Below are 12,611 nucleotides of genomic sequence, written 5' to 3' on the forward strand. Positions count from 1 at the left end.
CGCCGGGGCCGCGGGAGGGCCCTCAGCCGAGAATGCCCCGGTCGTAGCCCACCGCCACCGCGGCCGCCCGGTCGTTGACGCCCAGCTTGGCGTACAGGTGGGTGAGGTGGGTCTTGACCGTGGCCTCGCTGATGAACAGGGCGCGGGCGATCTCGCGGTTCGACGTGCCCTTGGCGACCAGCGCCAGCACCTCGCGCTCACGCGCCGAGAGGGAGTCCTGCGCGGTCGTGGGGGTGCGTACGGCCGAGACCAGCCGGGAGGCCACCGCCGGGGAGAGCACCGTGCGGCCCTCGGCCGCCGCGCGCACCGCGGTGAAGAGCTCGTCCCGCGGGGCGTCCTTGAGCAGATAGCCCGTCGCGCCCGCCTCGATCGCGGGCAGCGTGTCGGAGTCGGTGTCGTAGGTGGTCAGCACGAGGACCCGGGCACGGGCACCGCGGCGCGTGAGTTCCGCGATGGCGGCCACACCGTCGCCGCCCGGCATGCGCAGGTCCATCAGGACGACGTCCGGGTCCAGGGCACCCGCCAGCGCGAGCGCCGCCACCCCGTCGGCCGCCTCACCGAGGACCGTGAACCCCGGCGCGGACTCGAACATGCCGCGCAGGCCGTCCCGTACGACGGGATGGTCGTCGACGATGAGAAGGGTGATCGGGTCGTCACTCATGGCGGACCAACGGTACGCGAGCCGACACCGCCGTACCCTGCCCGGGCTCCGACTCGACGGTGAGCGAGCCGGCGATGCGCTGGGCGCGGGCCCGCATGCCGTCGAGCCCGAAGCCGCCGCCGCCGGTGCGTGCGGGGACGGCCACCGGATCGAAGCCGCGGCCGTCGTCGCGTACGTCCAGGGTCACCTCGTCCCCCATGAAGGAGAGGGTGACGCCGAGGCGGGCGGCACGGGCGTGGCGCGACGCGTTCGACAGGGCCTCCTGGGCGATGCGCAGCAGGGTCGCCGACACCTCTGCGTGCAGGTGCTCCGCCGTGCCGGTGAGCGTGAACTCCGACCGTACGCCGGTACGCCGGCCCCATTCCGCGACCGTCTTGTCCAGCGCCTCCGGGAGTCCGTCGTGCTCCAGGGCGACCGGGGCGAGGTTGTGCACGGAGCGGCGGGCCTCGCCGAGGCTCTGGCGGGCCAGGTCCGAGGCACGCCCGAGGTGTTCGCGGGCGGTCCCGGGGTCGGGGGTGTTCGCGACGACCTGGAGCTGGGTGATGATGCCGGTCAGGCCCTGCGCGATGGTGTCGTGGATCTCGGCCGCCAGCCTGCGCCGTTCGTCGGCGACGCCCGCCTCCCGTGCCTGTACGAGGAGTTGGGCGTGCAGGGCGGCGTTCTCGTCGAGGGCCTGCTGCAACGCGGTATTGGTGCGTTCGAGTTCGGTGATGGTGACGGCGCGGTCCCGGGAGCGCTGCTCCTCCTGCAGGGCGATCCGGGTGCCTACCAGCAGCAGCGCGTTGTTGGCGGCCAGGAGTCCGGCGAACACCGCCCACTGGGTCGCGCCGCGGATCGGCATGCCGCCGGACTGCGAGCCCGCCACCATGACGGAGGTGGCGAACACCCCGAGCCGCTGCTGGCGCGTTCCGGGGATCACCTCGTCGGCGTCGAAGTAGCCGGCGACGGCGTAGAACGCGAAGAACGGGTTCAGCCAGGTGAGGGCGAAGGCGATCGCCCAGCGCAGGGCGTAGTAGACGATCCCGCGCCGGGACGGGGTACGGCGGCCCCGCCGGGGCCCGTGCCACAGCTGGAGCACCACCGCGGCGGCGACCAGCGCCCCGGTCGCGCACCACGCCGCCGTTCCCCCGGTCAGGTCGCTGGTCGTGACCGCGAGGAGGGTGCCCACGGCGAGCAGCCCGCAGGGGCCCCAGGTGTGGAACTGGTCCTGCCATCGTTCGAGCTGCCGGTCCGCGGCGTTCATGTCCCCAGTCTGCACGGCCCCTCCCCTACTCCCAGCGGAACCAGCGCGCGGCGGCGCCCGACAGCAGCACGGTCCACGCGACGAGGACGCCGAGGTGGGACCAGCCCGGCCAGTCGCCCGCCGCCGCCTGGCCCAGCGCCCGTGCCGCGGCGCCGAACGGTGTGGCCTCGACGACCCGGGCGAGCGCGTGGGGCATGGACTGCACCGGCAGCCAGACCCCCGCGCAGAACATCATCGGGAAGAACACCGCGGAGCCCACGGCATTCGCGATCTTCGAGGTGCCGGAGAGTGCCGAGACGAGGGCGCCGAGGGCGAGGGAGCTCGCGACGGCCAACAGCAGGGCGACGGCGTATCCGGGTTCCTGACGCGGCAGGGTGACGTCGAAGGCCAGACGGCCGACCGCGAGCGACAGCAGCGCGGAGAGCAGCGCCGCCGCCCCGTGCAGGCCCATCTGCGCCGACAGGAGGGCGGCCGGGCGGACCGGGGTGGTCGACATCCGCCGCAGGACGCCGCGTTCGCGATAGCCGGTGATCACCGGCGGCATGGCCTGCACCCCTGCCATGAGCATCGCGATGAGCACGGTCACGGGGACGTACGCGTCGACCAGCCGGATACCGCCGAGCGCGTCGTCCGCCGTACGGAAGGAGGGGATCGAGCCGAGGATCACCAGAAGCAGGGTGGGGAAGGCCATCACCCAGAAGAGGGAGCCCGGTTCGCGGCGGAAGAGACGGGCCTCGGTCCGCAGCACCGCCACGGCCGTCGTACGCCTCGTGGTCGTGGCGACCCCCGTGGCCGTGCCGACCCCCGTGGTCGTGGCGACCCCCGTGGTCGTGGCGACCCCCGTGGCCGCGGCGGTCGGGTCCGTCGTCGCGCTCGCCCTGTTCGTCGTGCTCATGATTCCGCTCCCGTCAGATCGAGGAAGGCGTCGTCCAACGTGGCGTCGGTGACGCGGAGTTGATGGGCGGTGATGCGGCGGCGGGCGAGCAGGGTGAGGACGGCGTCGACCGTCTCGTCGGTGCCGCCGAGCGTGATCCGGCCGTCCTGGTGCACGACGGAGGCGAGGCGGGGCAGTGCGGCGACCTCCCGCTCGTCCAGCGGCGCCGAGGGCGTGAAGCTGATGACGGTGGAACGCGTCGCGCGCCGGATCAGTCCGGCGGGGGTGTCGAGCGCGGCCACACGCCCCCGGTCGACGACCGCGATCCGGTCGCACAGCCGCTGCGCCTCCTCCATGAAGTGGGTGACCAGCAGGACGGTGACCCCGCCGGCCCGGACGTCCTCGATGAGCTCCCAGGTGTCACGACGGGCCCGCGGGTCCAGCCCGGTGGTCAGCTCGTCCAGCACGACCACCCGCGGGTCGCCGACCAGGGCGAGCGCGATGAACAGCCGCTGTTTCTGGCCCCCGCTGAGTTTCCCGAACCGGGTGCCGAGCCGCTCGGTCAGTCCGAGCCGCTCGGCGAGCGGACGCCAGTCGGCGGGGCGCGGGTAGAAGGCGGCGTACAGCTCCAGCGCCTCGCGCACCGTGAGCTTGGCCTGCAGTTCGCTCTCCTGGAGCTGGGCGCCCAGGACCCGGCTGACGGCCTCGTGGTCGGCGACGGGGTCGAGCCCGGTGACCCTCACCCGGCCCGCGTCGGGGATCCGCAGACCCTCGACGCACTCGACGGTGGTGGTCTTGCCGGCGCCGTTGGGGCCGAGGATCCCGAAGATCTCACCCTCCTCGACGGCGAAGGAGACACCGTCGACGACGGCCCGCCCGCCGTAGGACTTGCGCAGTGCGCCGACTTCGATGACTGACATGCCCCGAGCATCCCGCCGGGACCGGGGCCGCCACATCGTCCATCGCGCTCGAAGGGGCATCAGCCGATCGGTCGATGCGGCACTACGACCCCGCGCGCCCCGTGGAACGATTCAGCTCCGGCCAAAACTCGGTGGGCACTGTCAGTGCCGGTCCGTAGGCTCGCTCCTGATGTCCACTCCAGATGCAGTGACCACGGACCGTGCCGGAACCAGGGACCATTCGACCGTCGGCAGCCTGCTGCGCCTGTGGCCGTACGTACGGCCGGTGCGGGCCCGGCTGTTCGGCGCGGCCGCCGTCGCGGTCGTGGCGTCGTGCACGGGGCTGGTGATCCCGCTCGTCCTGAAGTGGATGGTGGACGGTCCCGTGACCGACCACGACCCGGCGGGCATCTGGCTCGGCGCGCTGTACCTGCTGCTGCTCGGCATCGCCGAGGCCGTCCTGTTCGGGCTGCGCCGGTGGCTGGTGGCTCGGCCGCTGGCGGGGGTCGAGGCGGACATGCGGGCGGACCTGTACCGGCATCTGCAGCGTCTCCCGGTCGCCTTCCACGACCGCTGGGCCTCCGGCCAGCTGTTGTCCCGGGGCACCACCGATCTGATGCTGCTGCGTCAGTTCCTCGCCTTCCCCCTGACGTTCCTGCTGGTCAACGGCGTGACGATCCTGGTCGGCGTCCTCATCATGCTCGACCAGGAGTGGACGCTGGGGCTGGTGCTGCTCGCTCCCGCGCTGCCCGTCATGGCCGTCTGCTGGATCTTCGAGCGGCGCTACTCGCAGGTCGCGCGACGGGCCCAGGACCAGGTGGGCGACCTGACGACGGTCGTCGAGGAGAGCGTGCTCGGCATCCGGATCATCAAGGGTTTCGGACGTCATCGCAGCCAGGCCCGCGCCTTCCGCGAGCTGTCCCGCACGCTGCGCGGCACGGAACTGGCCAAGGCCCGGCTGCTGGCCTCCATCTGGGCCGTCATCGTCACCCTGCCCGAACTCGCCATCGGTGCCGCGCTCGTCCTCGGCACGACGCAGGTCGCCGACGACCGCCTGTCCGCGGGCACCTTGGTGGCCTTCCTCTCCACGGCCCTCGCACTGCGCTGGCCCGTCGACTCCATCGGCTTCCTCCTCGCGATGAGCCAGGAGGCGGCGACGGCCACGGAGCGGTACTTCGAGGTGATGGACGCGGAGCCCGAGTCCCCGGACGCCTCCACGTCCACCGACCCGGCCACCGCCGCGGACGCGGACGCGAGCGCGGCCCCGGGTTCGGACGCTGGCCCGCTCCCGGATTCGGGCGACGGCGACGGCGACGGCGACAACAACGGCGGCCTACGGTTCCACGGCGTCCGTTTCCGCTACCCGGACACCCCCGCCGACACGCCCCCCGTCCTCGACCGCGTCGACCTGCACATCCGGTCGGGCGAGTCCATGGCCCTGGTCGGCGCCACAGGATCCGGCAAGACCACGCTCACCGCTCTCGTCCCCCGCCTGCACGAGGTGACGTCCGGCCGGATCACACTGGACGGCGAGGACATCACCACGCTGCCGCGCGAGGAGCTTCGCGCGCGGGTGGCGGTGGCGTTCGAGGAGCCCACCCTCTTCTCGGCGAGCGTCGGGGAGAACGTGCTGATGGGCGCCGGCGACGACGCCGGGGAGGCCGACCTGGACCGGGCCCTTGCCGTCGCACAGGCCGACTTCGCGCACGCCCTCCCGCAGGGCACGGCGACACAGGTCGGCGAGCAGGGCCTGAGCCTGTCCGGCGGGCAGCGCCAGCGTCTCGCCCTCGCCAGAGCGGTGGTCGGCCGTCCCCGCTTCCTCGTCCTCGACGACCCCCTGTCGGCGCTGGACGTCCACACCGAGGCCGCGGTGGAGGCCGCGCTGCGCCGCGTCCTGGCCGGGACGACCGCCCTGATCGTGGCGCACCGCCCGTCCACGGTGCTGCTCGCCGACCGCGTCGCGCTGCTCTCCGGGGGCCGCGTCACCGCGGTCGGCACCCACCACGAACTGCTGCGTACGAACACCGAGTACGCCCATCTGATGTCCGGCGACGAGGAGACCGAGCGATGACGGCGCCCACGACCACCGCGCCGGACCGGGAACCCGGCGGGGAGTCCCGCGAGGAGCCCGGCACGGAGCCTCGCGAGGAGCCCGGCACGCGGTCCGGACGGAAGGGCCCGGCGCCGGAGGCGGAGCGGCACCAGGACCCCTTCGACCGGGACACCCTGCCCACTCCCCCGGGCGCCACCGCCACCCTGCTGCGCTCGCTGCTCGCCCCGCTGCGGGCCCGCGTCGTGGTGACGACCGTCCTGCTCCTGCTCCAGCAGGCCGCCGTCCAGGCCGGGCCGCTGCTCGTCGCGTACGCCATCGACCGGGCGGTACCGGCGCTGCGCAGGGGCGACCACGGTCCGCTGGTCGCGGTGGGGGTCACGTACCTGCTGTGCGCGCTGGTCGCCGGCGGCCTCCAGTACGCCTTCATCGGCGCGTCCGCCCGGGTCAACCAGGACGTGCTGCTGGATCTGCGCGGCCGGATCTTCCGGCACGCGCAGGCGCTCAGCGTCGACTTCCACGAGCGCTACACCTCGGGCCGGCTGATCTCCCGCTCCACGACGGACGTCGAGTCGCTGCGTGAACTGCTCAGCGAGGGCCTCCAGGAACTGATCACGGTCGTCCTGTCCTTCGTCTACATCTCGGCGATGCTGCTCTGGCTGGACCTGGGGCTCGGCGCGCTGGCGGTGGCCTCCTTCGTGCCGCTCCACCTCCTCGTACGGGTCTACCGGCGCCGGGCGGGCCGTATCTACCGGCTGCGCTCGACCGCGATCGCAGCCGTCATCGTGAAGTTCGCGGAGACGATGAACGGCATCAGGCCGGTGCGGGCGTTCCGCCGCGAGGACGTCAACGACGCGGAGTTCCGGATCCTGAACAAGCGCCACGAGCACACGAACGGCGACGCCCTGCTGGAGATGGCCCGCTATGTCGTCGGCTCGCGTCTGGTCGCCAACACGGCGGTCGCGGCGATCGTGCTGTGGGGCGCGTACCGGGTGGCCTCGGGGTCGCTGGCGCTGGGCGTGCTGGCCGCCGCGGTCCTGTATCTGCGCCGCCTCTACGACCCGATCGACCGGCTGGGCATGTTCCTCAACTCGTACCAGTCCGCGGCCGCCTCCCTGGAGAAGATCGCGGGTCTGCTGGCGCAGACGCCGTCCGTGCCGGAGCCCGCCGCCCCGCGGCAACTGCCCGCCCTCGCCTCCGGACAGCCGGGCCGCTCGGTCGTCTTCGAGGACGTCCGCTTCGCGTACCGGACCGGCGGCGAGGTGCTGCCCGCCTTCTCGCTCGCACTCCCCGCGGGGCAGACGGTGGCCGTCGTCGGCTCGACGGGCGCGGGCAAGTCGACGCTCGCCAAGCTGCTGGCCCGCTTCTACGACCCCTCGGACGGCCGGGTGCTGCTCGACGGCGTGGACCTGCGCGAGCTGTCCGTGCCGGAGCTGCGGCGCGGGGTGGTGATGGTGACCCAGGAGGCCTTCCTGTTCTCCGGCACGGTCGCCGAGAACATCGCCATCGGCCGCTCCGACGCGAGCCGGGAGGAGATCGAGCGGGCCGCGAAGGCGATCGGCGCCCACGACTTCATCAGCGCGCTGCCCGAGGGCTACGACACGGACGTCCGCAAGCGGGGCGGCCGCATCTCCGCCGGTCAACGCCAACTCGTCGCCTTCGCGCGGGCGTTGCTCGCCGATCCGGCCGTCCTCATCCTCGACGAGGCGACCAGCTCACTGGACGTCCCCGGCGAGCGGGCCGTGCAGCGCGCCATGCTGACGGTTCTGCGCGGCCGGACGGCGGTGGTCATCGCGCACCGCCTGTCGACGGTCGAGATCGCCGACCGGGTGCTGGTGATGGAGCACGGACGGATCGTCGAGGACGGCGCTCCGGCCGAACTGGTGACGTCCACCGGCCGGTTCGCGGACCTGCACCGGGCGTGGCGGGACAGCCTCGTGTAACGGACACGGCGGGCCCGCGGGAGACGGACACGGCACCAGGAAAGCGCTGGGGAGCGGATGATCGACGCGTACGAGGACCCGGGAACGCCCGACGCCCGAGGGGCTGGCCGGTACCTGTGGTGGCTGGTCGGCCGGCAGCCGGGGCGGGCCGTCGCCGGGGCGGTGCTGGGCACCGTCTGGATGGTCCTCATGGCGCTCACGCCGTATCTGCTCTCCCGCGCGATCGACGACGGGCTGGAGCCCGGTGACGGCGCCGCGCTGGCCGGCTGGGCCGCCGCCCTGCTGGGGCTGGGGGCGTTCAACGCGTGGGTGGGCATCATGCGGCACCGCATGATGACCCGGCTGCGGATGGACGCCAACTTCCGCACGGTCAAGATCGTCATCGCGCAGGCGACCCGGCTGGGCGCCGCCCTCTCCCGGCAGGCGGGCGCCGGTGAGGTCGTCACGATCGGTGTCGGTGACGTCCAGACGATCAGCCAGTCCCTGACCGTCGTCGGACCCGGCGTCGGCGCGGTCGTCGCGTACGCCGTGGTGGCCGGCCTGCTGCTGTCGGTCTCGGCCTCGCTGGCCGCGGTGGTGCTGCTCGGGGTGCCGGTGATCGCCCTGCTGGTCGGTCCGTTGCTGGGACGGCTTCAGGGAGTGGAGACCGGGTACCGGGAGCGGCAGGCGGTGCTGACCGCCCGGATCGGCGACCTCGCCGGGGGCCTGCGCGTCCTCAACGGGCTGGGCGGCAAGGGGCTGTACGCCGACGCCTTCCGCCGCGACTCGCAGGAACTGCGCGCGCAGGGCTACCGGGTGGGGGCGGTGACGAGCTGGGTGCAGGCGCTCGGCGCCGGGCTGCCGACGGTGTTCCTGGCCGTCGTGACCTGGCTGGCCGCCCGGCTGGCGGCCCAGGGGGCGATCTCGGTGGGCGAGCTGGTGTCCGTGTACGGCTATGTCGCGGTCCTGGTGATGCCGGTGGCGTTCTTCGTCGAGTGCGGGTACCAGCTCAGCCGGGGCCTGGTGGCCGCCCGCCGGGTCGTCCGGTTCCTCGCCCTGGAGCCCCTGGCGTCCCCCGACCCCGACGCCCTGGACGGCCCCGCGTCGCCGTCCGTACTGCGCGACCCGGAGTCCGGTGTCGAGGTGACGCCGGGGAGACTCACCGCACTGGTCGCCGACCGCCCCGCGGACGCGGCGGCCGTCGTCGACCGGCTCGGCCGGTACACGCGTTCGGCGGCGACCTGGGACGGCGTACGCCTCGACGCCTTCGACCTCGCGCAGGTCAGGGCCCGGATCCTGGTCGCCGACAACGAGGCCGACCTGTTCGCGGGCACCCTGCGCGAGCTGGTCTCGGGGCGCGGGGACCCCGATGACACGGCCGTCACCCGCTGTCTGCGCGCGGCCGTGGCGGACGACATCGTCCTCGGGCTGCCGGACGGGCTCGACTCGGCCGTCGACGCGCAGGGCCGCAGTCTCTCCGGCGGGCAGCGCCAGCGCGTCCGGCTGGCGCGGGCGCTGCTCGCCGATCCCGAGGTGCTGCTCGCGGTCGAGCCCACCTCGGCACTCGACGCCCACACCGAGGCCGCCGTCGCGAGGCGGCTGCGCGCGGCGCGCTCGGGCCGTACGACCGTCGTCACCAGCACCTCGCCGCTGCTGCTCGACCACGTGGACACCGTGCAGTACCTGGTCGACGGCCGGGTCGCGGCGAGCGGCGCCCATCGCGAACTCCTCGACGGGGAGCCCGGATACCGCGCGCTGGTGGCCCGGGACGCGCAGACCGACACCCCGGACGCGGCCCAGGACGCCCAGGAGGTCGTGCGATGAGTGCGCAGTTGCCCGTCGCCGGGCCGGCCGAGGTCCGGCGGGCCGCGCTCCGGCTGGTGCGGGCGGACGGACGGGCCTTCGCCGGGGTCCTGGCGCTCAATGTGCTGGCCGCCGCGGCCGGGGTGGTCGGGCCGTGGCTGCTGGGCCGGATCATCGACGGCGTCTCCGGCGCGCGGGCCGGCGGCGGTGCGGGGGCGGGGATGGAGCCGGCGACGGTGGACCGTCTGGCGCTGGTCATCCTGGGGTGCGCGCTCGCCCAGTTGCTGCTGACGCGCGCCGCGCGCCGGACGGGGCACCGCTTCGGGGAGCGCACCCTCGCACGGGTGCGCGAGGACTTCGTGGAGCGGGCCCTGGCGCTGCCCGCCTCGGTCGTGGAGCGGGCCGGCACGGGCGATCTGACGGCCCGGGGAACCGCCGATGTCGCCCTGGTGGGCACCACCCTGCGCGACGCCGGACCCGCGCTGCTCATCTCCTCGGCGCAGGTGCTGTTCATGCTCGGCGCGGTCTTCGTCCTCAGTCCGGTGCTCGGCGGCTGCGGGGTGCTCGGCCTGTCCGGCATCTGGTTCGCCACGCGCTGGTATCTGCGCCGGGCGCGCGCCGCCTATCTCGCGGAGGGTGCGGCCACCTCGGAGGTCGCCGAGGTCCTCGCGGCCACCGCCGACGGCGCCCGCGCGGTCGAGGCCTTCGGGCTCCAGCGCCGGCGGGTCGCCGCGAGCCGCGACGCGCTGGAGACGTCCCGCCGCACCCGGCTGCACACCCTCCGGCTGCGCACGGTGTTCTTCCCCGTCGTCGAGGTGTCGTACGTCGTCCCCGTGGCCGGTGTGCTGCTGCTGGGCGGCGCTCTGCACGCGCACGGTGCGATGAGCCTGGGCGCGGTGGTCGCCGCCACGCTGTATCTGCGCCAGCTCGGCGAGCCGCTCGACCAGATCCTGATCCAGGTCGAGCAGTTGCAGAGCAGTGGCGCCTCCTTCGCCCGGGTGGAGGGCCTCGGCCGGGCGCCCAGGACCGAGCAGGCCCGCTCCCCCGCCCCGGCGGACGACCGGATCGACGTGACCGGCGTGCGCTACTCCTACGGCCGAGGGGGCGAGGTGCTGCGCGGGGTCGACCTGACCGTGCGGCCCGGGGAGCGGCTGGCGGTCGTCGGTCCCTCCGGCGCCGGGAAGACCACCCTGAGCAGGCTGCTCGCGGGCATCGACGCGCCGGGCTCGGGCAGCGTGACGGTCGGCGGGGTGCCGATCGCCGGACTCGATCCGGAGCGGCTGCGGCGCCAGGTCGTCCTGGTCACCCAGGAGCACCATGTCTTCCTCGGGACGGTCCGCGACAACCTGCTGATCGCCGCGCCGGCCGCAGGGGACCCCGAGTTGTGGGCGGCGCTGGCCGCCGTCGGCGCCGACGAGTGGGCCAGGGCGCTGCCCGAGGGGCTGGACACCGGGCTGGGCCCCGGGGAACACGTCGCGGACGGTTCCCGGGCCCAGCAACTGGCGCTGGCCCGCGTGGTGCTGGCCGACCCCCACACGCTGATCCTCGACGAGGCCACGGCCCTGCTCGACCCGGCGACCGCCCGGCACACCGAGCGCGCGCTCGCCGCGGTGCTCGAAGGGCGCACGGTCATCGCCATCGCGCACCGGCTGCACACCGCGCACGACGCGGACCGGGTCGCCGTGATGGAGGACGGCCTGCTGACCGAACTCGGCACGCACGACGACCTGGTGGCGGCCGGCGGCGCGTACGCGGCGCTGTGGCGTTCGTGGCACGGAGAGCGGGAACCCCGGGACACCGCCGGGAGCCCGCCGTCACGACCTTCCCCGACAGCGCCTCCCCCACGCCGGGTCGGGTGATCGGCCCACACACCGGGACGGGGATACGGGGGGCCTGGGGACGACCGTCGTGGCGGGGGCCGCCGGCGGGAGTCGTCGCGGCGGGGTCCGTCCGGGCGCCTCGGCGCCGGGCCGGCCCCGGGTTCCCTTCGCGCGGGGCTCTCCGCCGATTCCCGTACCCCTCCCGCTCGGCTACCGTCGAGAGCGGTGGCGCCCGGCCGCCCGATGGACCCTTCGCACCGACCCCGCGCGTTCCCGTGTGTCACGGAGGCCCGATGAAGGCGATCGCCCAGGACCGGTACGGCTCTCCCGACGTGCTGGAGCTGAAGGAGTTCGACAGACCGGTGCCCGGCGCCGGTGAGGTTCTCGTGCGGGTGCGCGCGGTGTCCGTCAACGCGTACGACTGGCACCTCATGCGGGGGGACCCGTATCTGGCGCGTCTGTCCTTCGGTGTCCGCCGGCCGAGGACACCGGTCCGCGGCCGGGACTTCGCCGGACGGGTGGAGGCGGTCGGCGCGGACGTGAAGCGGGTGCGCCCCGGGGACGAGGTGTTCGGCGAGACCGACGGCGCGTTCGCGCAGTACGTGGCGGCCCCGCAGGACATGGTGGCGGTGAAACCCGCCGGGCTGAGCTTCGAACAGGCTGCCGCGCTGCCGCTCGCCGGGAACACCGCGCTCATCGGCCTGCGTGACCTGGGGCGCGTGACGGCGGGGCAACGGGTCCTGGTCAACGGCGCGTCGGGCGGCGTCGGGACCTTCGCCGTGCAGATCGCCAAGGCGTACGGCGCGGAGGTGACCGCCGTGTGCAGCACGCGGAACGCGGACCTGGTCCGCTCGCTCGGCGCGGACCACGTCATCGACTACACCCGGGACGACTTCACCCGCGCGGGGACGCGCCACGACGTCGTGTTCGACCTCGTGGCGAACCGCTCGCTGACGGACCTGCGGCGCGCGCTCACGCCCACGGGAACGCTGCTGCTGTCCGGCGGGGGCGTGTCCGGGGGCGGCAGTCTCCTCGGGCCGATACGTCTGACCCTCAAGGGGCAGGCGCTGTCCCGCTTCGTCGGTCAGCGGCTGCTCACGTTCTTCGCGGCGCCGAGCGGGGCGAACCTGACCGTGCTGCGGGAGTTCGTCGAGTCGGGGAAGGTCACCCCGGTCGTCGACCGGACGTACGGATCGCTCGGCGAGGTGCCCGAGGCGATCCGGTACGTGGAGGTCGAACACGCCCGCGCGAAGGTCGTCGTCACCGTGTGACGGGGCCACGGCGTCACCCGGGCCCGGCCGGCCCGGGTCCGCGTCCCCGGCCCGGCCGAGCACGGCTT

The 12,611-nt window shown here is 74.1% G+C and carries 9 protein-coding genes; 5 read left to right on the forward strand and 4 right to left on the reverse strand.

The genetic code is table 11. From position 1 onward, the window contains the following. Positions 1-22 precede the first annotated feature (22 nt). Genes GFH48_RS13485 through GFH48_RS13500 form a run of 4 tightly spaced genes read right to left on the reverse strand, consistent with a single transcriptional unit; the run spans position 23 to position 3,698 of the window. Positions 23-661, reverse strand: a complete 639-nt coding sequence (locus GFH48_RS13485) for a response regulator (RefSeq protein WP_153288508.1) — start codon at positions 659-661, stop codon at positions 23-25. Further along, on the reverse strand, positions 654-1,904 hold the full coding sequence (locus GFH48_RS13490; RefSeq protein ID WP_153288509.1) for a sensor histidine kinase: 1,251 nt from the start codon (positions 1,902-1,904) through the stop codon (positions 654-656). The genes GFH48_RS13485 and GFH48_RS13490 overlap by 8 nt, the downstream gene beginning before the upstream one ends. A 25-nt stretch (positions 1,905-1,929) precedes the next feature. Then, a complete protein-coding gene (locus GFH48_RS13495; RefSeq protein WP_153288510.1) occupies positions 1,930-2,799 on the reverse strand; it encodes an ABC transporter permease in 870 nt (289 codons plus the stop codon). Beyond that, positions 2,796-3,698, reverse strand: a complete 903-nt coding sequence (locus tag GFH48_RS13500; RefSeq protein WP_194280578.1) for an ABC transporter ATP-binding protein — start codon at positions 3,696-3,698, stop codon at positions 2,796-2,798. The genes GFH48_RS13495 and GFH48_RS13500 overlap by 4 nt, the downstream gene beginning before the upstream one ends. Before the next feature lie 169 nt (positions 3,699-3,867). On the opposite strand from GFH48_RS13500, the gene GFH48_RS13505 reads away from it, so the two are divergent. The 5 genes from GFH48_RS13505 to GFH48_RS13525 all read left to right on the forward strand — a co-directional run bounded on the left by GFH48_RS13505 (position 3,868) and on the right by GFH48_RS13525 (position 12,543). Next, entirely contained in the window at positions 3,868-5,748 is a 1,881-nt protein-coding gene (locus GFH48_RS13505) for an ABC transporter ATP-binding protein (RefSeq protein WP_153288511.1), read from the forward strand. After that, positions 5,745-7,670 carry an ABC transporter ATP-binding protein gene (locus GFH48_RS13510; protein WP_153288512.1) on the forward strand — a complete coding sequence of 642 codons (1,926 nt, stop codon included), beginning with the start codon at positions 5,745-5,747 and terminating at the stop codon, positions 7,668-7,670. The genes GFH48_RS13505 and GFH48_RS13510 overlap by 4 nt, the downstream gene beginning before the upstream one ends. Positions 7,671-7,727: 57 nt before the next feature. Next, positions 7,728-9,473, forward strand: a complete 1,746-nt coding sequence (locus GFH48_RS13515; RefSeq protein ID WP_153288513.1) for an ABC transporter transmembrane domain-containing protein — start codon at positions 7,728-7,730, stop codon at positions 9,471-9,473. Then, on the forward strand, positions 9,470-11,311 hold the full coding sequence (locus GFH48_RS13520; RefSeq protein WP_153288514.1) for an ABC transporter ATP-binding protein: 1,842 nt from the start codon (positions 9,470-9,472) through the stop codon (positions 11,309-11,311). Before GFH48_RS13515 ends, GFH48_RS13520 begins: the two co-directional genes overlap by 4 nt. Before the next feature lie 254 nt (positions 11,312-11,565). Further along, complete coding sequence (locus GFH48_RS13525) at positions 11,566-12,543, forward strand: NAD(P)-dependent alcohol dehydrogenase (RefSeq protein ID WP_153288515.1); 978 nt, start codon at positions 11,566-11,568, stop codon at positions 12,541-12,543. Positions 12,544-12,611 lie beyond the last annotated feature (68 nt).

It is taken from the genome of Streptomyces fagopyri (assembly GCF_009498275.1).
Lineage (GTDB): Bacteria > Actinomycetota > Actinomycetes > Streptomycetales > Streptomycetaceae > Streptomyces > Streptomyces fagopyri.